Source organism: Sphingomonas sp. (assembly GCF_003248515.1).
Classification (GTDB): Bacteria; Pseudomonadota; Alphaproteobacteria; order Sphingomonadales; family Sphingomonadaceae; genus Sphingomonas_I.
In genome coordinates this window covers 173,201-198,378 of the sequence record NZ_QFOB01000003.1, presented here as the reverse complement: position 1 = coordinate 198,378, position 25,178 = coordinate 173,201, and the positions used below count along the sequence as shown (strand labels likewise).

At 67.5% G+C, this 25,178-nt stretch carries 27 protein-coding genes; 9 read left to right on the top strand and 18 right to left on the bottom strand.

The window, feature by feature from the left end:
* Positions 1–6 precede the first annotated feature (6 nt).
* From DI605_RS06245 to DI605_RS06180, 14 genes are all read right to left on the bottom strand, one after another.
* On the bottom strand, positions 7–1,263 hold the full coding sequence (locus tag DI605_RS06245; RefSeq protein ID WP_293970685.1) for an efflux RND transporter periplasmic adaptor subunit: 1,257 nt from the start codon (positions 1,261–1,263) through the stop codon (positions 7–9).
* Complete coding sequence (locus tag DI605_RS06240) at positions 1,260–1,655, bottom strand: hypothetical protein (RefSeq protein WP_293970682.1); 396 nt, start codon at positions 1,653–1,655, stop codon at positions 1,260–1,262. Before DI605_RS06240 ends, DI605_RS06245 begins: the two co-directional genes overlap by 4 nt.
* A 427-nt stretch (positions 1,656–2,082) precedes the next feature.
* Positions 2,083–2,424, bottom strand: coding sequence for a VOC family protein (locus DI605_RS06235; RefSeq protein WP_293970680.1), 342 nt, complete (start codon positions 2,422–2,424; stop codon positions 2,083–2,085).
* Between the two features lie 22 nt (positions 2,425–2,446).
* Positions 2,447–3,139: a transcriptional repressor LexA gene (gene lexA, locus DI605_RS06230; protein ID WP_293970676.1), complete on the bottom strand. Its 693-nt coding sequence runs from the start codon at positions 3,137–3,139 to the stop codon at positions 2,447–2,449.
* A 60-nt stretch (positions 3,140–3,199) separates the two neighbouring features.
* The gene (gene glp, locus DI605_RS06225) at positions 3,200–4,384 is read right to left on the bottom strand and encodes a gephyrin-like molybdotransferase Glp (protein ID WP_293970673.1); all 1,185 of its coding nucleotides are present in this window, start codon (positions 4,382–4,384) and stop codon (positions 3,200–3,202) included.
* Positions 4,384–4,851, bottom strand: a complete 468-nt coding sequence (gene moaC / locus DI605_RS06220; protein ID WP_293970670.1) for a cyclic pyranopterin monophosphate synthase MoaC — start codon at positions 4,849–4,851, stop codon at positions 4,384–4,386. The genes glp and moaC overlap by 1 nt, the downstream gene beginning before the upstream one ends.
* On the bottom strand, positions 4,851–5,639 hold the full coding sequence (gene trpC / locus DI605_RS06215; protein ID WP_293970667.1) for an indole-3-glycerol phosphate synthase TrpC: 789 nt from the start codon (positions 5,637–5,639) through the stop codon (positions 4,851–4,853). The genes moaC and trpC overlap by 1 nt, the downstream gene beginning before the upstream one ends.
* A 55-nt stretch (positions 5,640–5,694) precedes the next feature.
* Positions 5,695–5,823, bottom strand: a complete 129-nt coding sequence (locus DI605_RS06210) for a hypothetical protein (protein WP_293970664.1) — start codon at positions 5,821–5,823, stop codon at positions 5,695–5,697.
* Complete coding sequence (locus DI605_RS06205; protein ID WP_293970660.1) at positions 5,820–6,128, bottom strand: hypothetical protein; 309 nt, start codon at positions 6,126–6,128, stop codon at positions 5,820–5,822. Before DI605_RS06205 ends, DI605_RS06210 begins: the two co-directional genes overlap by 4 nt.
* Positions 6,129–6,358: 230 nt before the next feature.
* The gene (gene trpD / locus DI605_RS06200; protein WP_293970657.1) at positions 6,359–7,354 is read right to left on the bottom strand and encodes an anthranilate phosphoribosyltransferase; all 996 of its coding nucleotides are present in this window, start codon (positions 7,352–7,354) and stop codon (positions 6,359–6,361) included.
* On the bottom strand, positions 7,351–7,944 hold the full coding sequence (locus DI605_RS06195) for an aminodeoxychorismate/anthranilate synthase component II (RefSeq protein WP_293970655.1): 594 nt from the start codon (positions 7,942–7,944) through the stop codon (positions 7,351–7,353). Before DI605_RS06195 ends, trpD begins: the two co-directional genes overlap by 4 nt.
* Before the next feature lie 87 nt (positions 7,945–8,031).
* Positions 8,032–8,385: a DUF983 domain-containing protein gene (locus tag DI605_RS06190; RefSeq protein ID WP_293970652.1), complete on the bottom strand. Its 354-nt coding sequence runs from the start codon at positions 8,383–8,385 to the stop codon at positions 8,032–8,034.
* Positions 8,386–8,556: 171 nt separating this feature from the next.
* Positions 8,557–10,065, bottom strand: a complete 1,509-nt coding sequence (trpE, locus tag DI605_RS06185) for an anthranilate synthase component I (protein WP_293970649.1) — start codon at positions 10,063–10,065, stop codon at positions 8,557–8,559.
* Positions 10,066–10,218: 153 nt separating this feature from the next.
* Entirely contained in the window at positions 10,219–12,141 is a 1,923-nt protein-coding gene (locus tag DI605_RS06180) for a peptidylprolyl isomerase (RefSeq protein WP_293970646.1), read from the bottom strand.
* 159 nt (positions 12,142–12,300) lie between these two features.
* On the opposite strand from DI605_RS06180, the gene tpiA reads away from it, so the two are divergent.
* From tpiA to DI605_RS06160, 4 genes are all read left to right on the top strand, one after another.
* Entirely contained in the window at positions 12,301–13,050 is a 750-nt protein-coding gene (gene tpiA / locus DI605_RS06175; RefSeq protein WP_293970643.1) for a triose-phosphate isomerase, read from the top strand.
* A gap of 38 nt (positions 13,051–13,088) precedes the next feature.
* Complete coding sequence (locus tag DI605_RS06170; protein ID WP_293970640.1) at positions 13,089–13,703, top strand: hypothetical protein; 615 nt, start codon at positions 13,089–13,091, stop codon at positions 13,701–13,703.
* Positions 13,704–13,766: 63 nt separating this feature from the next.
* Positions 13,767–14,108: a preprotein translocase subunit SecG gene (gene secG / locus DI605_RS06165; protein WP_293970637.1), complete on the top strand. Its 342-nt coding sequence runs from the start codon at positions 13,767–13,769 to the stop codon at positions 14,106–14,108.
* Between the two features lie 214 nt (positions 14,109–14,322).
* Positions 14,323–15,957 (top strand): CTP synthase, encoded by a 1,635-nt coding sequence (locus tag DI605_RS06160; protein ID WP_293970634.1) that lies wholly within the window; start codon positions 14,323–14,325, stop codon positions 15,955–15,957.
* Between the two features lie 76 nt (positions 15,958–16,033).
* Here DI605_RS06160 and DI605_RS06155 read toward each other — a convergent pair whose 3' ends face one another.
* Positions 16,034–16,780, bottom strand: coding sequence for a glucose 1-dehydrogenase (locus tag DI605_RS06155; RefSeq protein ID WP_293970631.1), 747 nt, complete (start codon positions 16,778–16,780; stop codon positions 16,034–16,036).
* A gap of 109 nt (positions 16,781–16,889) precedes the next feature.
* Between DI605_RS06155 and DI605_RS06150 the strand changes: the two genes are divergently transcribed.
* Positions 16,890–17,240, top strand: a complete 351-nt coding sequence (locus DI605_RS06150; protein WP_293970628.1) for a helix-turn-helix domain-containing protein — start codon at positions 16,890–16,892, stop codon at positions 17,238–17,240.
* A 103-nt stretch (positions 17,241–17,343) separates the two neighbouring features.
* Here the strand turns inward: DI605_RS06150 and DI605_RS06145 are convergent, their stop codons facing one another.
* The gene (locus DI605_RS06145; protein ID WP_293970623.1) at positions 17,344–17,532 is read right to left on the bottom strand and encodes a hypothetical protein; all 189 of its coding nucleotides are present in this window, start codon (positions 17,530–17,532) and stop codon (positions 17,344–17,346) included.
* A gap of 29 nt (positions 17,533–17,561) precedes the next feature.
* Positions 17,562–17,711: a hypothetical protein gene (locus tag DI605_RS06140; protein ID WP_293970620.1), complete on the bottom strand. Its 150-nt coding sequence runs from the start codon at positions 17,709–17,711 to the stop codon at positions 17,562–17,564.
* Positions 17,712–18,212: 501 nt separating this feature from the next.
* On the opposite strand from DI605_RS06140, the gene proS reads away from it, so the two are divergent.
* The 4 genes from proS to DI605_RS06120 all read left to right on the top strand — a co-directional run bounded on the left by proS (position 18,213) and on the right by DI605_RS06120 (position 22,948).
* Entirely contained in the window at positions 18,213–19,529 is a 1,317-nt protein-coding gene (gene proS, locus DI605_RS06135) for a proline--tRNA ligase (RefSeq protein WP_293970617.1), read from the top strand.
* Positions 19,530–19,632: 103 nt separating this feature from the next.
* Positions 19,633–20,880, top strand: coding sequence for a lipoprotein-releasing ABC transporter permease subunit (locus tag DI605_RS06130; RefSeq protein ID WP_293970614.1), 1,248 nt, complete (start codon positions 19,633–19,635; stop codon positions 20,878–20,880).
* Complete coding sequence (locus tag DI605_RS06125) at positions 20,873–21,547, top strand: ABC transporter ATP-binding protein (protein ID WP_293970610.1); 675 nt, start codon at positions 20,873–20,875, stop codon at positions 21,545–21,547. Before DI605_RS06130 ends, DI605_RS06125 begins: the two co-directional genes overlap by 8 nt.
* A gap of 69 nt (positions 21,548–21,616) precedes the next feature.
* Positions 21,617–22,948, top strand: coding sequence for an Nramp family divalent metal transporter (locus DI605_RS06120; protein ID WP_293970608.1), 1,332 nt, complete (start codon positions 21,617–21,619; stop codon positions 22,946–22,948).
* Between the two features lie 18 nt (positions 22,949–22,966).
* Here DI605_RS06120 and uvrB read toward each other — a convergent pair whose 3' ends face one another.
* Positions 22,967–25,165, bottom strand: a complete 2,199-nt coding sequence (gene uvrB, locus DI605_RS06115; protein ID WP_293970605.1) for an excinuclease ABC subunit UvrB — start codon at positions 25,163–25,165, stop codon at positions 22,967–22,969.
* Between the last annotated feature and the right edge of the window lie 13 nt (positions 25,166–25,178).

Below are 25,178 nucleotides of genomic sequence, written 5' to 3'. Positions count from 1 at the left end.
GTCAGTTCAGCGCGCGAAGGTCGCCTCGGCGGCGGCCGGCGGGCTCGCGGCGCTCAGCGCCGTCGCCTGCTCGGGCGTGATCCTGCCTGGCTGCGGCGTCACCTTCGCGCCCGGTATCGCCACCTGCGTGCCGGAGATCACGACACGATCCTTCGCGTCGAGGCCGGATCGGATGATGCGCAGCCCGTCAATAACGGGGCCGAGCGTCACCGGCTTGGCCGAAACCGCGCCGGCACCGTCCACCACCAGCAGGATCTTGCGCGCCTGATCGGTCTGGATCGCGGCATCGGGCACCAGCAGCGCCTTCACCGTGCCGCCACTGCCCAGCCGCATGTTGCCGAACAGGCCGGGGGTGAGGAAATAGTCCGGATTGGCGATCACGGCGCGGCCGCGGATCGTGCCCGATCGCGGATCGAGGCGATTGTCCGTGAAATCCAGCCTGCCTTTCCAGCGATAGCCGGTCTCGTCCTGCAACTGGATTTCCACCGGCTGGGCGGCGCCGGCCTTGCGATCACGCTGCGCCTTCAGGAACAGCGCCTCCGATCCCTCGAACGAGAAATAGATGGGATCGAGCGCGTTGATCGTGGTCAGCAGGGTGCCGCCGCCATTGTCGCCGCCAGCCACCAGATTGCCGGCATCGACCCGGCGATCCGAAATGCGGCCGGAAATCGGCGCACGCACCTGCGTGAATTCCAGATCCAGCGATCGGGCGCGCACCCGCGCGGCGGCGGCGGCAAGGCCCGCCTCGGCCGCCTGCACGCGTGCCTTGATCGCATCGATCTCGCCGGCCGAGACGGCCTCGTCGCCGGCCAACCGGTTGACGCGGCCGAGATCGGCCCGTGCGAGAGCCAGCGTGCTGGCCGCGCTCGCCTGGTTGGCGCGCGCCTCGGCCAGCGCTGCCGCGAACGGGCGCGTATCGATGGTGAAGAGCAACTGGCCGGCGCGGACGATGTCGCCGTCCCTGAAATGCACGCCCGTCACCTCGCCGGAAACGCGCGGGCGCATCTCCACCGTGCGGCTGGGGGCGAAGCGGCCAACATAATCGTCCCACTGGCTCACGTCGCGCGTGAGCGGTGAGGCGACGCTCACGATCGGCGGGGGCGGGGCCGCGGTGGCGTCGCCCGAACGGTGGAGCAGGCTGTAGCCACCGAAGGCGACGGCCACGGCCGCGAGGCCGATCGAGCCGTTGCGCAGCAGTCGCGCGCCCTGTGGCGCTTCGGTCGCGTCCGTGTCCGGGCTCGCGATGCGGGTTACCATGTTCATGCGGTGATCCTCTTGCGGCGCGTCTGGCGGCGCCGGGAAATGCTTGCGAGCAGCGTTTCGAACTGATCGAGGCTGAAGCCGGCGGCGATGAAGCGGCCGATCTCCGATGCGGGCAGCAGATAGCCGTGATGCCAGGCCTGCACGGCGGTCTGTCGAAGCGCCTCCAGCCGGGGGTCGGCCAGCTTCGAGGAAGCGCCGAGCCCGAACAGGCCGCCCAGCGCGCGCGAAAGGCGCCCCGGTTCGCCCAGGCTGGCGAGACTGTCCTTCGCAGCCAGCCCGATCACCGTCCATTCGATGCCCGAAAAGCCGGTCGACGGTGTCTCGGCGGCAGGTTGCGCGGTCGCCAGTGCGGCGCCGCCGGCAAATGCCTGGGAAAGATCCATATAGGCCATTGACGGTCCCCTTGTTCCTTGGGCGCACGCCTCCTGTCGCAGGCACCGCCAGTGCCCGCGCCGATCGAGACGGACGCGAAAAATCCCACGCCCACGGCTAAGCCACCGTGGGGTTGCGATGATTGATCTGCAGGCGCGAACGCCGGCCGTTATTTAGAGAGCGAGCATCTTCATGAGGTCGGCTCCTCGTCGAGGCCGAAGGCCCGACCGGCGAGTCGGATCATCAGCGTTTCGTACCAAGCGGTATATAAAGCGCCGTGCGATTCCGTCAACGACTTTTATACCGCTGAGTATCTTTTTGCCAAGCGGTCATCGGCAGAATTCTCGTTGCGCTGCACAAAGGCTTGAAATTCCGGGTCGTCTCCGCCACGAATGAACCCCGTCCACCCGATCATTGCGATCCGCGACGGTCTTCGAATGCGGCAGTTCAGTCCGGTTTGTGCGCCGCAAGCTCGTTGCCGGCCGGATCGCGGAAATGGAAACGCCGCCCGCCCGGAAAGGAGAAGATGGGCCGGGTGACCGTGCCGCCCACCGCCTCGACGGAAGCCAGCGCCTCTTCCAGATCGGGCACCTGGATCACGGGCAGGGCGGCCACCGTCTGCTCGGGCGGATCCGCCTGGAAGCCGATATCGACATCGCCGGATATGGTGCAGGCATAGGTCGGCCCGAACTGTTCGAATTCCCATCCGAACACGGCCGCATAGAAACCCTGCATCTCGGCGACGTCGCCACAGGGCAATTCGATGAAGTCGATCCGTCCCCGCGTCATCGCGCCATTCTCCGTCAGCGTATCAGTAACGGCGGAGCAGGCCCGCAAGCTTCCCCTGGATACGGATCTGGTTCGGCTTGTAACGTTGCGGATCATAGGCGCGATTGGCCGGATCCAGCCGCACCATCGATCCCTCGCGGCGGAAGAATTTCAGCGTGGCCTCGCTCTCGTCCACCAGAGCCACCACGATCTCGCCATCGCGCGCCGTATCGGCCTTGCGGACGAGCGCATAATCGCCGTCGAGAATGCCGGCCTCCACCATCGAATCCCCGGAGACCTCCAGCGCATAATGCTCGCCGGGGCCGAGCAGCGCAGCGGGAACGGAGAGCATGCTTTGGCTTTCCAGCGCCTCGATCGGCAGGCCGGCGGCGATGCGGCCGTGGAGCGGAATTTCCAGCACGTCGTTTGCGGCGGAGGGCACAGCTGCTGACGCCTTGCCGCTGGCGGCGGGCTTCGCGGCCGGCGCGGGCTGGGCCGATGCCGTGACACGGGCCTTCACCGCATCGGGCAGCTTCACGATTTCCAGCGCGCGCGCGCGATTGGGCAGGCGGCGGATGAAGCTTCTTTCCTCCAGCGCCGAGATCAGCCGATGCACGCCGGACTTGGACTTGAGATCCAGCGCTTCCTTCATCTCCTCGAACGAGGGCGAGACGCCCGTTTCGTTCAGGCGATCATTGATGAAGCACAGCAGCTCATGTTGTTTGGCGGTGAGCATCGCTTTATTCCTGGTCCGAAGGAACGAACAAGGAACGTGTAGGAAACGATCCCCGCGCTGTCAAGCCAGCGGCAGGAACATCGCCATATCCCCCGCGGATGCGGCGGGCGCGTGGGCGGGGCGGATCACCAGCGCATCGGCGGAGGCCAGCGCTGCCAGCAGGGCGCTGTCCTGATCGGGCAGCGTATCGAGCGCGCCGTCGCGGATCGTCGCGCGCAGATAATGGGCGCGCGGCCCATTCTCGGCGAGCGCATTGGCGAGGGGAAGCGAGCGGGCGCGCGGCAGCGGATCGGCCGCGCCGCCCATGCGCGCCACCAGCGGCGCCAGAAACAGCATGGCGGTGACGAACGCGGAGACGGGATTGCCCGGAAGGCCCAGCACCAGGGTTCGCCCAAGCCGCCCGGCCATGATCGGCTTGCCCGGCCGCAGCGCCACCTTCCAGAAATCCAGCTCGGCACCCGCCCGTGCGAGCGCGGGCCGCACGAGATCATGATCCCCCACCGAGGCGCCCCCGGTGGTGACGAGGATGTCGGATGCCGCCGCCGCATCGCGCAGGGCGGCCGCGAGCGCGTCGAGATCGTCGCGCACGATCCCGCCGTCCAGCACCTGCGCCGTGCGGCCGATCAGGGCGGCCAGCATCGGCGTATTGGATGCCGGCAGCATCGCGCCTTCGGTGGGGGTGCCGGGTTCGACCAGTTCGTTGCCGGTGGAAAGGATCGCCACGCGCGGGCGGGCGTGCACCGGCAGGCGCCCATGCCCGCCGATCGCGGCGAGCGCGATGCGCGCCGGATTGAGCGGGGCGCCTGCCTCGATCAGCGTCGCGCCCGTCGCGAAATCGGAGCCGAGCGGGCGCACATGGTGGCCGATCCGTCTGGGGGCATCGCTGGTCAGCACGAGGCGATCGCCGTCGCGCGCGGCATTCTCCTGGATCAGCACGGTATCCGCGCCCTCGGGCAGGGGCGCGCCGGTGAAGATGCGCGCCGCCTCGCGGGCGCCGATCGCGCGATTGAGGCTGCCCCCGGCCGCGCTTTCGCCCACAACGGTCCACGGCCCGGGCAAGTCGGCGTAGCGGATCGCATAACCATCCATTGCGGAAAGATCGGCGGCGGGCTGGTGTCGCCGGGCGATCACGTCGGCGGCGGCCCAGCGCCCGGCGGCATCCGCCAGCGGGATCGTTTCCACGGGCAGGGGCTCGGCCAGCGCGAACAGGCGCGTCTGTGCCTCCTCCACCGAAAGCATCGCCATCAGGCGCGCCAGTCGCCGGAGCGGCCACCCGATTTGGCGAGCAGGCCGATCCCCTCGATCCGCATCCCCCGATCGATCGCCTTGGCCATGTCGTAGAGCGTCAGCAGCGCGGCGGAGACGGCGGTGAGCGCCTCCATCTCCACGCCGGTCGGCCCGGTCGTGGCCACGGTCGCCGTGCAGGCGATGCCGTCCGCCTCGATGGCGAGATCGATCGAAACCTTGCTGATCGCGATCGGGTGGCAAAGGGGGATCAGATCGGGCGTGCGCTTGGCCGCCATGATGCCCGCCACCCGCGCCACCGCCAGCGCATCTCCCTTGGCGAGCGCGCCGTCGCGGATCGCGGCCAGCGCATCCGCTGACATGGCGATGCGCCCGGCGGCGATCGCCTCGCGCTTCGTGGATGCCTTGGCCGAGACATCCACCATATGCGCGGCGCCCGCCGCATCGAGATGCGTGAGCCGGCCCATCACGCCGCCAGCAGCGCCCGCGTCGCCGCCTCCACATCGGCCTGACGCATCAGGCTTTCGCCAACCAGAAAGCAGCGCACGCCATGTTCGGCCATCGTCGCCAGATCATCGCTGCTGGAAAGCCCGCTTTCGGCCACGAAGGTGCAGCCTTCGGGCGCACGGCCCACCAGTTCGTAGGTCCGCGCGAAATCGACCGAGAAATCCCTGAGGTCGCGATTGTTCACGCCGATCAGGCGCGACGTGAGCGCGAGCGCGCGCTCCATCTCCGCCTCGTCATGCACTTCGACCAGAACGTCCATGTCCAGGCCCAGCGCGGTCGCCTCGATCTCCCGCATCCGCGCATCCTCCAGCGCCGCCACGATGATGAGGATCGCGTCCGCGCCCAGCGCGCGCGCCTCCAGCACCTGCCAGGGATCGATCATGAAATCCTTGCGCAGGCAGGGCAGCGCGCAGGCCGCGCGCGCGGCGACGAGGAAATCGTCCGATCCCTGAAAATAGGGCGTGTCGGTCAGCACGGAAAGGCAGGCCGCGCCGCCCGCCTCATAGGCGCGGGCATGGGCCGGCGGATCGAAATCCTCGCGGATCAGCCCTTTGGAGGGCGAGGCGCGCTTGATCTCGGCGATCAGGCCAAAGCCATCGCGCGCCTTCGCCTCCAAAGCGGCGCGAAAGCCGCGCGGCGGGGATTGGCGCGCGGCCTGCGCCTCGAGCTCGGCAAGCCCCACCGCCGCCTTCCGCGCGGCGACATGGGCCTGCTTGGTTTCGAGAATGGCGGTCAGGCGGTTGCTCATGGCCGCCCCTCTCGCACGAAATGCGCCGGCCGATAAGGGCCGGGCGCTTTCGGGATTAGCGGGAGCGGAACGCCACGCGCAGGCGATAGGCTGGCGCGTCCGTCCAGTTCCCCGTGCGCGTGCGCGGCAGGATGGCGACGCGCCGGCTCGGCTGCAGGAAGCGATCGAGGGGGACGTAGCTCATTGGCGGGTCTCCGTCGCGGCGGTGAGCGGGCTCAGGCCATGCTGGCCGAGGAACTGGTGCAGGCCGACGACTAGTGCCTGCGCCGTCGCGACCGGCGTTGTCAGCCGGGCGACCACCACGCGCTCCATCGGCGGCGGCGATTTGCTGTGGTCGCAATGCAGGCTCTCCAGCGTCAGCGTCACCACGCCGTTCATCAGAGAAAGGCCCGACAGGCCCGTCGCGAGGATTTCGGGCGCGAAGATATTGTCGATCAGCCGGATGTCCGGTTCAGTCTGCGGCGGGGTGATGGGAGGGAACATCTTCATGGGCGCCAGCGCCTTTCCTGTTGGCATTCGATCGGATCGTCGGGGGCAGGCGATCCGTGGCGCATGTTGTCGGAAAGACACGTCACGAAAGAATTGCAGCGAATTTCAGACGTAAAATCAGGGTGCAATGTTCGGAGACGAAGGCTGCGGCGCCCCTACGATCAAAGATGCCATGGCGAGCGCGGCGCAGTAGTCCGCTGGCTCTGCGGCGGGGCGGCGACCTTATGCTCCTAGAAGGCGATCCAGGCGTCGAAAAGCCGGCGCGCGGCGCCGCTGTCGATCGCTTCGGTTGCGATGCCGGCGCCGTCCTGCCAGCCATCGGCCTTGCCGGCCACGATCAGGGCGGCGGCCGCGTTGAGCAGCACGGCATCGCGATAGGCGCCCGGCGCGCGATCCAGCAGGGCGGCGAGCGCCGCCGCATTATAGGCGGGATCGCCACCGCGAATCGCATCCAGCGGATGGCGCGGGAGGCCGGCGCTTTCGGGCGTGACCACGCTTTCGGAGAAACCGGGCAGGCCGGCGGCGACGATCCGGCTCGGCCCCGCGATGGAAAGTTCGTCCAGGCTCTCCTCGCCCGATACGATCATCGTCGCCTCGGCGCCCAGCAGATCCAGCGCCTCGGAAACGGTGCGGATATAATCCACCCGCGCCACGCCCATCAGCTGGCGCGACACGCGCGCCGGGCTGCACAGCGGGCCGACGATGTTGAAGATGGTCCGCCGCCCGATCGCGCGGCGAATCGGGGCGAGCCGGCCCAGCGCCGGATGATGCTTCTGCGCGAAGAGGAAGGCGATGCCGATCCCGGCCAGGCTCGCCTCGGCATTGCCGGCCGCCCGATCGAGATCGAGGCCCAGAGCCTCCAGCACGTCCGCCGCGCCGGATTTGGAGGATGCCGCGCGATTGCCATGCTTGGCGACGGGCACGCCGCAGGCGGCCACCACGATCGAAACGGCGGTGGAAACGTTCAGGCTGTGCGCGCCATCGCCGCCCGTGCCGCACACGTCGATCGCGTCCGCCGGCGCCGATACCGGGATCATCCGCTGGCGCAACGCGCGGGCGGCGGCGGCGATCTCGATGCTCGTCTCGTCCCGCGCCGCCATGTCCGTCAGGAAGCGGGCGATCACGTCGTCGGCCACCTTGCCGTCGAGTATGTCGGCAAAGGCCTGTTCCGCGACATGACCCTCCAGCGGCGTGGCCGGATCGGGCAGCAGGATCAGGGATGTCACGCCGGTTCCACGGCCTTCATGCCGGCGATCCGCATGAAATTGGCCAGCATCGCGTGGCCATGCTCGGTGGCGATGCTTTCCGGATGGAATTGCACGCCGTGGATCGGCAGGCTTTCGTGGCGGAAGCCCATCACCGTGCCGTCCGGCGCGCGGGCGTTCACGATCAGCGAGGCGGGCAGATCCTCCTCGCGCACGATCAGCGAATGATAGCGCGTGGCGGTGAAGGGCGAGGGCAGGCCCTCGTAGAGGCCGGTGCCGTCATGGATCACGGGGCAGGTCTTGCCGTGCATCAGTTCATCCGCGCGCACCACCGTGCCGCCGAAGCTCTGGCCGATCGCCTGATGGCCCAGGCACACGCCCAGCAGCGGGCGCTTCGCCTCCGCGCAGGCGGCGACCAGATCGAGGCTGATGCCCGCCTCGTTGGGTGTGCACGGGCCGGGCGAGATCAGGAAGGCCTCCGCGCCGGACGACATGGCCTGGCCCACCCCGATCGCGTCGTTGCGCACGACGGCAACCTCCGCGCCCAGCTCCTGCAGGTAGTGGACGAGGTTCCAGGTGAAGCTGTCGTAATTGTCGACGACGAGGATCATGGCCGCGGCCTTACCGTGGTTTTCGCGAAGGTGAAACCCGCCCGCGAAGCGCGATCGTACCCGTTTTTCGCGGAAGGGAGCGAAGGATCAGGCCGGCTGGCCCGCCGCCGCCAGCGCGCCGATCACGCCGCCCTTGATGAAGGGCAGGGCCGCCAGCGTCGCGGCAGTCAGAGCGCTCAGCAGGATCGCCATCGAGGCCCAGAGCGGAATATACCAGAAGAAGGGTACGGCCAGCGCCGGCGCGATCACCGCATGGCCCATCAGCAGCACCGTGAAATAGGAGGCAATATCGTCCACGCGATGCCGGCCATTATCGGCACCGCAGACCGGGCAGGTGGGGCGCACGCGCAGATAGCCTTCGAACAGGGTGGGCGAATCGCATTGCGGGCAATGCCGCTTCAGGCCGCGCTTCACCGCCTCGCCGAACCCGATCTTGCCCATGCCCGCTGCTCCCTTGCTTTCGAAGGCCTTGCTTTGGAAGGGATATAGGGGCGGGGCGCGGGCGCGTCACCGGGTGGGACAATTTGTCCCGCAGGCGCGGATTTCCGGTGATTTCCGTGGCGGCCCGTGCCAGCGCCCCGTTCCCGCGCCCCGAATGAAGGCGCGAAAGGCCTATTGCCCGAACCGCGCCTCGCCCGCCTGCACCACCGCCTCGCGCGCGGCGGCAAAGAGCGCGCCGGATTTCTGCTCGCATTCGCGCTGCTCGGCGGCCGGATCGCTGTCCGCAACGATGCCGGCACCCGCCTGCACATGCATCACGCCATCCTTCACCACGGCGGTGCGCAGCACGATGCAACTGTCCATGTTTCCGTCCGGCGCGAAATAGCCGACGCAGCCCGCATAGGCGCCGCGCGTCTCGCTCTCCAGTTCCGCGATGATCTCGCACGCGCGCACCTTGGGCGCGCCGGAAACGGTGCCGGCCGGAAAGCCCGCGAACAGCGCATCCAGCGCGTCCTTGGCCGGATCCAGCCTGCCCGCCACGTTGGAAACGATGTGCATCACATGGCTGTAAAGCTCGATCGCGTAGCTTTCGGTCACGTGTACCGTGCCGGCCTTCGCCACGCGGCCCACATCGTTGCGCCCCAGATCCAGCAGCATCAGATGCTCGGCCCGTTCCTTGGGATCGGCGAGCAGGCTTTCGCGATGGGCCGCATCCTCCTCGGTCGTCCGGCCGCGCGGGCGCGTGCCGGCGATCGGCCGGATCGTCACTTCGCCGTCGCGCACGCGGACGAGGATTTCCGGGCTCGATCCCGTCAGCGCGAAGCCCGGCAGATCGAGATGGTAGAGGAAGGGCGAGGGATTGATCCGCCGCAGCGCGCGATAGAGATCGAAGGGTGGCAACGGGAAGGGCGCGGTGAAGCGCTGCGCCAGCACCACCTGAAAGATGTCGCCCGCCGCGATATACTCCTTCGCCGCTGCCACCATCTCGCCATAGCGGCCGGCAGGCAGCACGGGTGTCGGCGCGATTTCGGGCAGGTCGCCCGCGTCGCGCGCCGCCGGCGGCAGGGGCGCGGCGAGGCGCGCGGCGGTCGTCTCGATCCCCTCGATCGCATCCGCGATCCGCGCGTCCGGATCGCCGGCGCCCGGCCAGACCGGCGCCACGAGAAACAGCATGTCCGCCAGCCGATCGAAGACGAGCAGCAGTGTCGGCCGGCCGAACAGCATGTCCGGCAGGTCCAGCGGATTGGGCGCCGGGCGCGGCAGCCGCTCGATCAGCCCGATCGTCTCATAGCCGAAATAGCCGACGAGGCAGGCGAGCGCGGGTGGCAGGCCCTCCGGCACGTCCATCCGGCATTCGCCGACCAGCGCGCGCAGCGCCGCGACGGGATCGCTGGCGACGGGCTCGAAGGCGTCGCGATCGCTCAACCAGCGGCGGTTGATCTCCGCCTGCCGCCCGCGCGCGCGAAACATCAAGTCCGGCGCCAGGCCGAGCAGGCTGTATCGCCCGCGCGTCGCGCCATCCTCCACCGATTCCAGCAGGAAATCGCCGCGTCCCGGCTCGATCAGCTTCAGCGCTGCGGCGACGGGCGTGTCCGTATCGGCCAGCTGCCGCCGCCACACGAGCGCCGGGCGCCCCTCGGCCAAGGCGGCGCGGGCAATCTGGTCATTCCCGCCGATCATTTGGGCTGATCCAACATCAGGCATTCCATTCCGTCTGCACCGGGCCTGTCGAAGTGCCGCCCTTCCGAGCCGCCCCGCTCACGGAAGAGCGCGATGCTTCGACGGGATCGGCACGAACGGGAGAAAGAGGGGAGAAGGCCGCAGCACCCCCGATCACTGCTCGCCGGCGGGCGCCTGCCCGGTCAGCTGGCGGCCGAGATCCGCGATCGCCTTCGGATTGCGCTTCACCTTCACCTCCGCATTGGCGGCATGGGCGAACTGCTCGAGGATCTCGTCGCCCATCGCGCGGCCCAGCTCGTTGCGCATCTGCTGCGCGATCGCGGTCTGCATCTGCGGCGCGGGGGTATCGATCTTCAGCACCTTGATGATGAACCAGCCGTTCGGCGCGGGCGCCAGCGTGGCCTTGCCCGGCGGGATCTGGAACAGGGTGCGCGCGGCGGCCGGCGGCTGCTGGATGCGGCTCAGCTCCATCTGGCTGGCGGAAATCGGGCTCGGCGCGGTCAGGCCGGCCGCCGCGAGGGTGGCGGCCATGTCCGCGCCCTTCTTGATCTTGTCGAGCAGGCTCTGGGCGGTGGCGCGCGCCGTTGCCTGCGCGCGATCGGCGATCATGTCCTGGATGATCTTGGCCTTCACCTGCGCCAGCGGCACGGGTGCGGCGGCTTCCACACGCGCGACATCCAGCACGGCCGCGCCGTCTGGCCCGGTGCGCTCCAGCGTCGGCTCGTCATCCACCCCGGCGAGGAAGCCTGCCTTCAGCAGCGCCGTCACCACCGGATCCGGCTTGAAGGCGGGATCGGCCGGGGATGCGCCCGTCGATGTCACGGCGGGCGTGGTCACGACGTTGAGCTTGTTGGCCTTCACCACCTCGTCGAAGGTGGCGCCGTCGCCGATCGCATCCTCGATCTTCCCGGCGAGCGTCGAAAGCCCCTCGGCCTGCTTCTTCTTCACGATGTCCGCGATCAGCTCGGGCCGGGCCTGCTCCAGCGTCCTGGCGGCCTTGTTGTTGATCGCGTCGACATGGACGACATGCCAACCGAGCACCGATTTCATCGGCGCGGTGATCGCCCCGGCCGGGGCGGAGAAGGCGGCATCTGCGATCGCCTTGGAGGTGATCGTCTCGAACATGTCGCGCTGCTGTTCGCCCAGCGAAATGTCGGTGGCGGCGAAGCCGGCCTGCGTGGCCGCCGCCGCGAAGGGCGTGCCGGAGGCGACCTTCGCGGCCAGCGCCTTGGCGGCAGCCTCGGTCGGCAGCACCACCTGGCTCAGCGAGCGTGCCTCGCTCGCCGCATATTTGGCGGCATCCGCCTTATATTGCGCGGCGATCTCCGCGTCCGTCGGCGTCACCGGCGGCAGGGTGAGCGGCGCATAGCGCAGCACGCGGCGCTCGGGCAGCGAATAGCCCGCGATATGGCTCTTGTACCAGGCGGCGATCTCCGCATCGGTTGGCGGCTTCACCGCTTCCGGCCTGGCGGGGATGAGGCCGACGAGGCCGGATCGGTTGGCCACGAGCACGCCCGCATAGGGGGCGATCATCGCGGGGCTCGGCCGCATGCCGGAGCTGATGGGGATCAGCAGCTGCCGCCGCACCAGATCGCCCCTCAGCCCGTCCCGCAGCGAGGCTTCGCTGATGCGCTGCTGCGCCAGGATCGCGCGCATCGTCTTCTCGTCGAAGCGGCCGGTCGTGCCCTGGAAGGCGGCGATGCTGGCGATCTCGCCGTCGATCAGCCGGTTGCTGGCGACGATGCCGTGGCGCGCGGCCCAGGCTTCCAGCGCGCGGCCGTTGAGATACTGGTCCACGATCGGGCCGACGCCGCCGATCGCGGCGAGCATCTTGGGCATGTCCAGATCGGGCTGCTGCTGGCGCGCCTGATTGAGTTCGTTCTGCGCGCGCCGCTCCACATCGGCGGTCGGGATCGATCGGCCGTCCACCGTCGCTACGCTGTCGGAGCCGGGGCCGGTGAGTCCGCCAAGCCCGGTCGGCGAACTGACGCCGGTGACGATGAAGGCGATCATGATGACGCCGAGAAGCGCCACGACGATCCAGGAACCAAGGGCGCGACGGAAAAAGGCGAGCATCGAATAACCCGGATAAGGAAGCGGGGAAGGGAAAGGCCCTTAGGCCGCGCCCGTGCGGTCGACAAGCTTTGGCGGGAAGGGCGGGCGGGATCCCGCAGTTTGCCGGGATCGCTTCAAGCCTGCTAGCCGGTTTCGCGAATCATGTGAGGGGCGATCATCATGGCGTTGCGAAAGCTGGTGGCTGGCAATTGGAAGATGAATGGCACGCGCGCGGCGCTGCCGGAGCTCCCGGAGATAGAGGCTGCCGCGCTGAACGCGCAGGGCCGCCTCGATGTCGCCATCTGCCCGCCCTTCACCCTGATGAGCGAGGCGGCCGCCGCCGCGCCCCTGCTCGCGATCGGCGCGCAGGATTGCCACCATCTGGAATCGGGCGCCTATACGGGCGGCGTTTCGGCCGCGATGATCGCGGATCTGCGCGCGCGCTACGTGATCGTCGGCCATAGCGAGCGCCGCACCTATCAGGGCGAAACGGATGCGGACGTGCGCGCCAAGGCGGAAGCGGCGCAGGCTGCCGGCCTCATCGCGATCCTCTGCGTCGGCGAGACGGAGGAGCAGCGCGATGCGGGGCGCGCCGATCTCGTCGTCGCGGGTCAGCTTGCGGGATCGGTGCCTCCCTCGGGCAAGGCGGCCAATCTCGTGATCGCCTATGAGCCCGTCTGGGCGATCGGCACGGGGCGCACGCCCTCCGTGGCGGATGTGGCCGCCATCCACGAACTGATCCGCGCGAAGCTCATCGAGCTGCTCGGCCCGGAAGGCACCGGGGTGCGCATTCTCTATGGCGGCTCGGTAAAGCCCGAAAATGCGGGCGAGCTGATGGCCGTGCCGGATGTGGATGGTGCGCTCGTCGGCGGTGCCAGCCTCACCGCCGCGCAGTTCGTGCCGATCATACAGGCCACGGCCGCGCTCTGACGCGCGGACCCGGGGCGCTTAAGGCTCGTTACGGCGGCATGCGCAGTTCAGCTCTCCTCGCTCTGGCCGCCGGCCTCGTCCTGTCGGGCGCGGCGCCCGCTCAGAATTCCGCGCCGGCGGCCATGCCCGTGCCCGTGCCGGCGAAGGCGGAAGCCCGGCCGATCGGGCTGGGCAAGGTCAGTGCCGCTTATTTCCTCGGCTTGCAGGAGCTTCCGGCCTTCACGCCGGAAGAGATGGCGATCCGGCAGACCGGCGCGACGGGCGATCCCGAGGCGCTCGCCGCCGATCGCTCCCTCAACGACTGGAAATTGTGCGCGCTCGACAGCATCGTCCATTGGGCGGATCTGAAGGCCGGCCGGGGCGAGATCGTCGATGGCGCGATCGGGCGCTGCGTCGATATCGAGCGCGACTATCGCAATCATCTGCTGAAGATCACGCAGGATGGGCGCCTGCTCTTCGATCTCTCCTTCGCGCGGCAGATGGCGAGGAGCCTCGAGGAAGCATGGCGCCCGCGCATCCTGGCGGCCGCGCTGGATCATGATCTGGATATGCTCCACGCCGAACGGGAGAAAGGCGGCCAGAAGAGACATGACGGCGAAGCCCGCCCGAATGAGGGATGGAGGGAAGGCCGGGAGGAGCGGCCGCCACGCTGACGGGTAGCCATATCACCCTCCGCCATTGCCCCGGAGCCCGGCTTCCTGTAACGGCCGCGCCCCATGTTCACCTTCCTTCTCGTCGTCCATGCCCTCATCGCCGCGGCGCTCGTCGGCGTCATCCTGATCCAGCGGTCAGAAGGCGGCGGGCTCACGTCCGGCGGCAATCCGGGCGGGTTGATGAGTGCGCGGGGCGCGGCCGATTTCCTGACGCGCGCCACGTCGATTCTCGGGACGATCTTCATCGTCATGTCGATCGGCCTCGCCGCGCTCGCGACGATGCAGAGCGGCCCCCGCACGATCGATACGTCGCTCGCGCGCAAGCAGGCGGCGACTCCGGCGGCCCAGCCCGCCCAGGCGCCGGCTCCCCAGGCCGATAACGCCGCCGTTCCGCTGGCGAAGTAAGGCACTCGATTTCTCCGCTCATCCCGGGCGCGGTCGAAGGTCGGCGGGATCGGACATAGCCGGGATTCGGCTCACTTCGCCGCTTCGGGCGTCGTCCAGAGGAAAACGGGTCGGACGGGAGGGTGGCCCGGGCCTCATTTCCTGTGGATCGAATGAATGGTGTTGCCGCGCGGGCTTGCCACGCGGGGATTCGGGCGGCTAGGCGTTTTCTCCCATGACGCGGTTCATCTTCATAACCGGCGGCGTGGTCTCCTCGCTTGGCAAGGGCCTCATGGCGGCGTCGCTTGCGGCGCTCCTCCAGGCGCGTGGATACCGCGTGCGCATCCGGAAATTCGATCCCTATCTCAACGTCGATCCGGGCACGATGAGCCCGTATCAGCATGGCGAAGTCTACGTGACCGACGATGGCGCGGAGACGGATCTCGATCTCGGCCATTACGAACGCTTCACGGGCGTCCCTGCGCGCCAGAGCGACAACGTGACATCGGGCCGCATCTATCGCGATATCATCGCGAAGGAGCGGCGTGGCGATTATCTGGGCGCCACCGTCCAGGTGATCCCGCACGTGACGAACGAGATCAAGGATTTCGCGGTCGCGGACACGGAAGGCCTCGATTTCGTGCTGTGCGAGATCGGCGGCACGGTGGGCGATATCGAATCGCTGCCCTTCATGGAGGCGTTGCGCCAGCTGCGGAACGATCTGGGCCGCGAAAATACCTGCTTCGTCCACCTGACGCTGGTGCCGTACATCGCAGCGGCGGGGGAACTGAAGACCAAGCCCACGCAGCACAGCGTGCGCGATCTCACCTCGCTCGGCATCCAGCCGGATGTGCTGGTGTGTCGCAGCGAACATCCGCTGCCGGATAATGAGCGCGCCAAGATCGCGCTCTTCTGCAACGTGCCCAAGGATGCCGTGATCCCCGCTCTGGATGCCTCCAGCATCTATGCGGTGCCGATCCAGTATAGCGCGGCCGGCCTCGATGAAGCGGTGCTGCGCTCCTTCCGGATCGATCCGGGTGCCGCGCCGGATATGCGCCGCTGGGACGATATCGTCGATCGCCTCCAGAATCCGGAGGGCGAGGTCACGATCGGCGTGGTCGGCAAATATGTCGGCCTCGCGGATGCCTACAAGTCGCTCAACGAGGCGCTCGTCCATGGCGGCATCGCCAATCGGGTGAAGGTCAACATCCGCTGGCTGGATGCCGAGATGTTTGAGCATGATTCGGAAGAGCTGGCGGCGAAGCTGGAGCCCTGCCACGCCATCCTCGTCCCCGGCGGTTTCGGCGAGCGCGGCAGCGAGGGCAAGATCGCGTCCGTCCGCTTCGCGCGTGAGCGCAAGGTGCCCTATTTCGGCATCTGCCTCGGCATGCAGATGGCCTGTATAGAGGGCGCGCGGAACACGGCGGGCATCGCCAATGCCTCCACCACCGAATTCGGCCCCACGGACGAGCCGGTCGTCGGCATGATCACCGAATGGATGAGCGCCGAGGGCCTGCAGAAGCGGGAGGAGGGCGGCGATCTGGGCGGCACGATGCGGCTGGGCGCCTATGAGGCGAGCCTTGCCGGCAACAGCCACGTCGCGGCCATCTATGACGGTACCACCATCTCCGAGCGGCATCGCCACCGTTATGAGGTGAACGTCCATTACAAGGATGCGCTGGAGAAAGGCGGCCTGCGCTTCTCCGGTATGTCGCCGGATGGCACGCTGCCGGAAATCGTCGAGCGGCCGGACCATCCCTGGTTCATCGGCGTCCAGTTCCATCCGGAGCTGAAGTCCAAGCCGTTCGAGCCGCATCCCCTGTTCGCCAGCTTCATCGAGGCGGCCTTGCGCCAGAGCCGGCTGGTCTAGTCTTTCTTTCCCGCCTTTTCCCGTCATCCCGGCCCCAGGCCGGAATGACGGGGCAAGGCCTGTCCGACAGCTTGGCTTAACGCAGGCCACCGCTCGCCGTGATCCTCTCGCCGGTGAGCCAGCCCGCCTCGTCGGAAGCAAGGAAGACGGCGACCTTGGCGATATCCACCGGCTGGCCCGTTCGGCCAAGCGGGGTGAGGCTTACGAAGGTGCTTTCCATCTCCGATCCGATCACGCCGGCCGTATGCGTGCCCTCCGTCTCCACCACGCCGGGAAGGATCGCGTTGACGCGGATCTTGCGCGGCCCGAGTTCCTTGGCCAGCACGCCCGTAATCGCGTCCACCGCGCCCTTGGTGCCACTGTAGATGGCCGATGCCGGCGGCAGAAGGTGGGTGATGGCGGAGGAGATGTTGATGACGCTGCCGCCTTCGCCCAGATGCTTCGCGGCGGCCCCCGTGGTGAGCAGCAGGCCCAGCACGTTGATGTCGAACTGGCGGCGATATTCGTCCACCGCAATCTCCTCGATCGGCGAGAAGCCGTAGACACCCGAATTGTTCACCAGCACGTCCAGCTTGCCGAAATGGCCGATGGCGGCATCCACGATGCCCTGTGCCTGCGCCGGATCGGCAACGTCCCCCTGCACGGCGACGGCCTTGCCGCCGGCGGCGACGATTTCCTGCACCACCGCGTCGGCACCCGCCTTGCTGGAGGCATAGTTGACGATGACGGCGGCTCCTTCGGCCGCGAACGCCTTGGCGATGCCCGCGCCGATGCCCTTGGATGCGCCGGTGACGATGGCAACCTTGCCCGAAAGTTTCGACATGTTTCCGATCCTGACGGGCATGCGGACCGCCGGAATGGCGCGCTTGGTCCCGTAGTTCAGGAAATCGGAACCATTGAACTGTCTATCAACCCCCCCTACGTAAAAATTCATGCGGACCCTGGTTCATCCGACGATGGAGGCTGTGCGGCTGGAGGCGATCCTTCATGCCCTGTCCGATCCCGTGCGCGCGCGGATCTTTGCGAGCATCGCCGGGGGCGCCTGCCTCCAGAATTGTTCGGCCCATGCCGCGATCGGCGATCGCGTCATCCCGAAATCATCGCTGTCGCAGCATTTCAAGGTGCTGCGCGAGGCTGGCCTGATCCGCTCCGAGCGGCATGGGGTGGAGGTGCGCAATGCCTCGCGCTGCGCGGAGGTGGACCAGCGCTTTCCGGGGCTGATCGCGGCCATTCTGGATGCGCACGCGCGGGATGAGGAGCGGGCGGCGGCCGCCTCCAGCTAGAGCGATCTCCACGTGGCCGGAAAGATCTTCAGGGCAAAAAATCTTTCTAAAACAATATTTTGAACTGATGAATCCGCTGCGGCCGGATCAGGCTGCGCCCGCCTTATTCCGGATCCTCGGCGTTGAGCGCGCTCGTCATGGCCGCATGTGTGTCCGGCGAATGGGCGGCGTCCACGGTCGTCGCGTCGCCGCCGGCGAATCGTACGGCGGAAAGGCAGATGCCGCCGGCCCAGATGAGGGCGGCCCAGCGGCTGCGGAAGATCCAGCGGAGCGGCATGACGCGGCGGATCATGCCCGCCACCGGTTAAGGCGCGGTGAAGGTCATGTTCCCTCTGCGAAGGAGGGCTCGCCACGTCCGGGTGTCACCACGGGGTCGCTCGGCGCGGAGGGCACGGGATCGGCGGGCGAGGGAATCGGATCGTCCACCGGGGTCGGCACCGGGCCTTCGGGAATGGGGGGCTGGCTGGCCATCATCGTCTCCTTTGTCGAAGACAGGAACGCATGCGGGCAAGGAAGGGTGCGCGCGTCTTTCTTCGGCCGATCCCGGCTTTTCCGCTGAAAACGGGCGCGCGGTTCAGCCGGGAGACAGGCGGATGGCCCCAAAAGCAAACGCCCGGGCCACCTCTGTCGAGATAGCCCGGGCGCCTGCGTGACGATCGCTCGTCAGCCCCCGATCTTTGCCCGGCCCACTCGCTCCGGCTGTCGCCGTGCGGGGCCGTAGCCTCCCCGAACCCAGGCCGTCGGCCGTTGTCCGTGGGAGGTTGGTAGCGGAGCATTGGGTCGGTTGCCACGGTTAATGAGTCGTCAACGATACGAAAGGTCGCACCCTGTGTTTTCCGCGCAACATAACGTTTCTGGCCCGTCCGCGGGCTGATCGGAACATGCCTCTTTCGATCGTGGGGCGCGCAGAGCTTCCACCGGGGGCGATCAGCCTCTAAGCAGCGGCCTACCCCGCCACAGCGACGGACGACCATGCGCCTTTCCCGTTATTTCCTGCCCGTGATGAAGGAATCGCCCGCCGAGGCGCAGATCGTCAGCCACAAGCTGATGCTGCGTGCGGGCCTCGTGCGGCAGACGGCCGCAGGCATCTATGCCTGGCTGCCGCTGGGCAATCGCGTGCTCCAGAAGATCGCGAACATCGTGCGCGAGGAGCAGGATCGCGCCGGCGCCATCGAATTGCTGATGCCCACGCTGCAATCGGCGGATCTTTGGCGCGAATCGGGGCGCTACGATGCCTATGGCCCGGAAATGCTGCGCATCACCGATCGCCACGATCGCGAGATCCTCTACGGCCCCACCAACGAGGAGATGATCACCGCCATCTTCCGCGATGCGGCGCGCTCCTATCGCGATCTTCCGCGCACGCTCTACCACATACAGTGGAAATTCCGGGATGAGGTGCGCCCCCGCTTCGGCGTGATGCGCGGCCGCGAATTCCTGATGAAGGATGCCTATTCGTTCGATCTGGACGAAGCGGGCGCGCGCCACAGCTATAATCGCATGTTCATCGCCTATCTGCGCACCTATGCGCGGATGGGCCTGCGCGCGATTCCGATGCAGGCCGATACCGGCCCGATCGGCGGCGATCTCAGCCATGAATTCATCGTGCTGGCCCCCACCGGAGAGAGCGAGGTCTTCTACCACACGGCGTGGGAGCAGGATCGCGTGCTCGATGTCGATGCGGATGATGCGGCGGCGCTGCAGAGCTTCGTCTCCGGCCTCACCGCCGATTATGCCGCCACGGACGAGAAGCGCGATCTGGATCGCGAGCGCGAGGCGGGCGAGGCGCTCTGCACCTCGCGCGGCATCGAAGTGGGCCACATCTTCTATTTCGGCACCAAATATTCGGCGTCGATGGGCCTGAAGGTGCAGGGGCCGGACGGCACCGAGGTGGTGCCCCAGATGGGCAGCTACGGCATCGGCGTCTCGCGCCTGATGGGCGCGATCATCGAGGCCAGCCACGATGACAAGGGCATCATCTGGCCCGATGCAGTGGCGCCCTTCGCGGTCGGCCTCATCAACATGCGCGCCGATGATCCGGCGTGCGCGGCGGCGGCGGACGATCTCTACGCCAGGCTGGAGGCGGCGGGCGTCGAGGTGCTGTATGATGATCGCGACGAGCGCGGGGGCGCCAAGTTCGCCACGATGGATCTGATCGGCCTGCCCTGGCAGATCGTGATCGGCCCCAAGGGGCTGGCGTCGGGCGTTGTGGAGCTGAAGCGCCGCGCCACCGGCGAGAAGATCGAGCTTTCGCCCGAGGATGCGCTGGCGAAGGTCGCGGCCCGGTGAACCAGTGTCATATTCCGGCGAAAGCCGGAATCCGGGGCCATGGGCGCTTTGCCCGAAGCCCCGGATTCCCGGCTTCGCGGGGATATGCGATCGGGGCGCACCCATGTTCCTGAATTCCTACGAGCGGCTGATCGCGCGCCGCTATCTCTGGCCCGGCAAGGGTGAGGGGATCATCGCCGTCGTCGTCGGCTTCGCCCTGACCGGCGTGATGCTGGGCGTGGCGGCGCTCGTCGTCGTGATGAGCGTGATGAACGGCTTCCGCGCGGAACTGTTCGACAAGACGACCGCGCTCAACGGCCATGCCGTGATCCAGGGCTATGATGGCAAGCTGCCCGATTGGCGCCGCATCGTGGATGTCGCGCAGAAGACGCCGGGCGTCACCTCCGCCGTGCCCCTGATCGAGCAGCCCCTGATGGCCAGCGCCGCCGGCCGGGTGGAAGGCGTGCTGGTGCGCGGTATGCGCGAGGCGGATATTCAGGGCCCGCAGATCGGCGGCAAGGTCGTCGCCGGGGACATCAAGATGGTGGCGCCGGGCGCGGGCAATATCGCGATCGGTGCGCGGCTGGCCGAACAGCTGGGTGTCGGCATCGGAGGAGACGTGAGCCTCATCAGCCCGGCGGGGCAGACGACGCCGTTTGGCACGGTGCCGCGCATCGTTTCCTATCGCGTGGCCGCCGTCTTCGAGGTCGGCATATACGATTATGACAATGCCTTCGTCGTCATGCCGATCGGCGATGCGCAGACATTGCTCATGATGGGCGATGCGGTGGGCATGGTCGAGGTGCAGACGGTGGATGCCGATCGCGTCGAGCAGATATTGAAGCCCGTCGCCGCCGCCGCGAAGGGCGTGGCCGAAATACGCGACTGGCGCCAGATGAATGCCAGCCTGTTCGAGGCACTTCAGGTGGAGCGGGTGACGATGTTCATCGTCCTCTCGATCATCATCGTCGTCGCCGCCTTCAACATCCTTTCCTCGCTCATCATGCTGGTGCGCGCCAAGACGCGCGATATCGCGATCCTGCGCACGGTGGGGGCGGATCGCGGCTCGATGGTGAAGATCTTCGTCACCGTGGGCCTCACGATCGGGGCTCTCGGCACGATCGGCGGCCTCATCCTGGCGGCGATCTTCCTTTATTACCGGCAGGCGGTGGTGAACCTCGTCCAGCTCATCACGGGTCAGAATCTCTGGGATCCCTCGATCCGCTTCCTGACCGAGCTGCCCTCGCGCACCGATCCGTTCGAGGTGCTGGCGGTGGTGGCGCTCACGATGGTGATGTCGTTGCTGTTCACCCTCTATCCGGCGCTCCGTGCCGCGCGCACCGATCCGGTGCAGGTGCTGCGCTATGAATAGGGAAGTGCTGGGCACGACCGGCCTCGCGCGATCCTTCACGCAGGGCGGCAAGACGATCCACGTGCTGCGCGGCGTCGATCTGTCCGTGCAGGCGGGGGAGATCGTCGCGCTGCTTGGCCCGTCCGGCTCCGGCAAGTCCACCCTGCTCCAGGCGGTGGGCCTGCTGGAGGGCGGCTTCGAGGGGTCGATCCGCATCGGCGGCACGGAAGCCGCCGCGCTCGACGATCGCGGCCGCACGAAGCTGCGCCGCGAAACACTGGGCTTCGTCTATCAGTTCCACCATCTGTTGCCCGATTTCACCGCGACCGAGAATGTCGTGCTGCCCCAGCTCGTCCATGGCACGAAGCCGGCCGATGCGCAGGTGCGCGCCAACGATCTACTCTCGACGCTAGGCCTGTCCGAACGGCTGGATCATCGCCCCTCGGCGCTTTCGGGAGGAGAGCAGCAGCGCGTGGCCGTGGCCCGCGCGCTCGCCAACCGCCCCCTGCTTGTGCTGGCGGACGAGCCGACCGGCAATCTCGACGAGGCCACGGCCGATCGCGTGCTGGCCGAATTCGTGCGTCTGGTGCGGGGGGAGGGGGCGGCAGCCCTGATCGCCACGCATAATGAGCGGCTGGCCGCGCAGATGGATCGCTTGGTGCGCCTGCATGAAGGCGTGCTGGGCTGACCGCTGACCGCTGACGTCTGGCGCGCACGGGGCGATTCAAATCGGATCCGGCGCGGGTTAAGCAGGATCATGTCGCTCGCCGCCCGGCTTCGCCTGCCAACCACCGCCACGGCGCCCTTCTGCCCTTCCGAGGTGGAAGGGCAGATCGTCGTCCCGCCCGGAGCCCCGCTTTCCGCGCGAATGGCCCGCTTCGCGGGGCCGGGTCTGCTCGTCGCGGTCGGCTATATGGATCCCGGCAACTGGGCCACGGATATCGCGGCCGGATCTGGCTATGGCTTCGATCTCCTGTTCGTCGTCGTCGCGGCCTCGCTTGCGGCGATCCTGCTCCAGTCGCTGGCGCTGCGGCTGGGCCTGGCATCGGGGCTGGATCTCGCGCAGGCCTGTCGCCGCCGTTATGGCCGTCCGGTCGCGATCGGCCTGTGGGCGCTCGCCGAAATCGCGATCGTCGCGACGGATGTGGCGGAGGTGCTGGGCGGCGCGCTCGCGATCAAGCTGCTGCTGGGCCTGCCGCTATGGGCGGGCATCCTGCTCACGGCCTGCGATATGCTGCTCGTAATCGGGCTCAAGGGGCGCGGCTTCCGGCAGGTGGAAGCCATCGTCGCCGCGCTCGTCGCTACGATCGCGCTCTGCTTCCTGCTCGAATTGCTGATCGTGCCCCCCGATCCGGCCGCGCTCTGGCACGGTCTATGGCCGGATGCCGGCAGGCTCGCCCAGCCGGGTGCGCTGGCGATCGCGGTGGGCATCGTCGGCGCCACGGTGATGCCGCACAATCTCTATCTCCATTCCAGCATCGTGCAGACGCGGCGCGTGTCCGGCGGGGAGGCGGGCAGGCGATCCGCGATCCGCATCGCGAATATCGATAGCGCCATGTCCCTTTTGCTCGCGATGCTCGTGAACGGCGCGATCCTCACGCTCGCGGCCGGCGCCTTCCACGCGACCGGCCATGTTTCGGTCACCGGCATCGACGATGCCTATCGCCTGCTTTCCCCGATCACCGGAGCGAAGGCCGCCGCGCTCTTCTTCGGCATCGCCCTGCTCGCCTCGGGGCAGAGCAGCACCTTCACCGGCACGATCGCGGGGCAGGTGGTGCTGGAAGGCTTCCTGAAGCTCAAGATACCCTGCTGGCAGCGGCGGATCATCACCCGGCTGATCGCCATCGTCCCCGCCATGGCCGGCGTGATCGTCTGGGGTGATGATGGGGTCGGGCCGATGCTGGTGCTCAGCCAGATCGTCCTGTCGCTCCAGCTCCCCTTCGCCATCTGGCCGCTGATCCGCACGGCGGGGGATCGTGCGATCATGGGCAGTCTTGCGGCGGGTGCGGTCGCGCGCGGGGGCGCCTGGCTGATCTTCGCCGTGATCTCGGCCGCCAATCTGTGGCTGTTGTCCGATCTGTTCGGCTGAGATGGGCCCGCCCGTGGCTCAGCCGCGGCCGCGTTTTCCCGCGCGTGCCGCTTTCGCCTTGCCGTAGCGCGTCTGGCGCGTACCCGGCTTGCCGAGGGTGGAATTGCCTCGCACCGGCGCCTTGCTCGGTTCGCCCGGCAAGCCCAGCTCGTCATTTTCCAGGCGCCTGATCTCGTCGCGCAGGCGCCCGGCTTCCTCGAATTCCAGATCGGCGGCGGCCGCGCGCATGCGGCCTTCCAGTTCCTCGATATAGGCGCGCAGATTGTGGCCCACCATGTGGGGCTTTTCCTCGATGCCGGTATCCACCGTCACCTGATCCTGCGAAGACAGATGCGCGACGATATCGGTCACCTGCCGGCGCACCGTCTCCGGCGTGATGCCATGTTCGAGATTATAGGCCATCTGCTTTTCGCGGCGGCGCTCGGTTTCCGCCATCGCGCGTTCCATCGATCCGGTGATGCGATCGGCGTAGAGGATCACCTTGCCGTCCACGTTGCGCGCGGCACGGCCGATCGTCTGGATCAGCGAGGTTTCGGAACGGAGGAAGCCTTCCTTGTCCGCATCGAGGATCGCCACCAGTCCGCATTCGGGAATGTCGAGCCCCTCGCGCAGCAGGTTGATGCCGACGAGCACGTCATAGACGCCCAGCCGCAGGTCGCGGATCAGCTCGATGCGCTCCAGCGTCTCCACGTCGGAATGCATGTAGCGGACCTTGAGGCCGGCCTCGTGCAGATATTCCGTCAGATCCTCGGCCATCCGCTTGGTCAGCGTGGTGACGAGGCTGCGATAGCCTTTCCTCGCCGTTTCCTGTGCCTCATGGACCAGATCGTCCACCTGGCTCTCGATCGGGCGGATCTCCACCGGCGGATCGATCAGGCCGGTCGGGCGGATCACCTGTTCGGTGAAGACGCCGCCGGTCTGCTCCATTTCCCACGATCCGGGCGTGGCGGAAACGCATACCGTCTGCGGCCGCATCGCATCCCATTCGTTGAAGCGAAGCGGGCGATTGTCGATGCAGCTCGGCAGGCGGAAGCCATATTCGGCCAGCGTGATCTTCCGGCGATGGTCGCCGCGCGCCATGCCGTTGATCTGGCCGATCGTCTGGTGGCTCTCATCCACGAACAGCAAGGCGTTTTCGGGCAGATATTCGAACAGGGTGGGCGGCGGCTCGCCGGGCAGGCGGCCGGTGAGGAAGCGGCTGTAATTCTCGATGCCCGCGCAGCTTCCCGTGGCGGCGATCATCTCCAGATCGAAATTGGTGCGCTGCTCGATCCGCTGCGCCTCGATCAGTTTGCCCTCGGCGTTCAGCTCCTTCAGCCGTTCGGCCAGCTCGAAGCGGATCGCCTCGCTCGCCTGCTTCAGCGTGGGGCCGGGCGTCACATAGTGGCTGTTCGCATAGACGCGTACCTCCTTCAGCGTGGCGCTGGTCTTGCCGGTCAGCGGATCGAATTCGGTGATCTGCTCGATCTCGTCGCCGAAGAAGCTGATCCGCCACGCGCTGTCGTCATAATGCGAGGGGAACAGCTCCAGATTGTCGCCGCGCACGCGGAAATTGCCGCGCTGGAAGCCCTGGTCGTTGCGCTTGTACTGGAGCGCGACCAGCTTGCGGATGATCTCGCGCTGGTCGACGGTCTGGCCCTTCTTGAGATCGAAGATCATGGCCGAATAGGTTTCGACCGAGCCGATGCCGTAGAGGCAGGAAACCGAGGCGACGATCAGCACGTCGTCGCGCTCGAGCAGGGATCGGGTGGCCGAATGGCGCATCCGGTCGATCGCCTCGTTGATCGAGCTTTCCTTCTCGATATAGGTGTCCGTCCGGGGCACATAGGCTTCCGGCTGGTAATAATCATAATAGCTTACGAAGAATTCCACGGCATTTTCGGGAAAGAAGCTCTTGAATTCGCCATAGAGCTGGGCGGCCAGGATCTTGTTCGGCGCCAGCACCAGGGCGGGGCGCTGCAACTGCTCCACCACCTTCGCCATGGTGAAGGTCTTGCCGGATCCCGTCACACCCAGCAGCACCTGATCCCGCTCGCCGGCCTGCGCCTGCCCCACCAGTTCGGCGATCGCGCCGGGCTGGTCGCCCGATGGCTCGTAATCCGATTTCAGCACGAAGGGTTTGCCGCCCTCGCTCTTCTCCGGCCGCGCGGGGCGATGCGGGATGAAGCTCTGCCCCGTATCGGGCTCGTCGAGGCTCGTGCGGATCTGGATCGCCATGCGGAACATATGG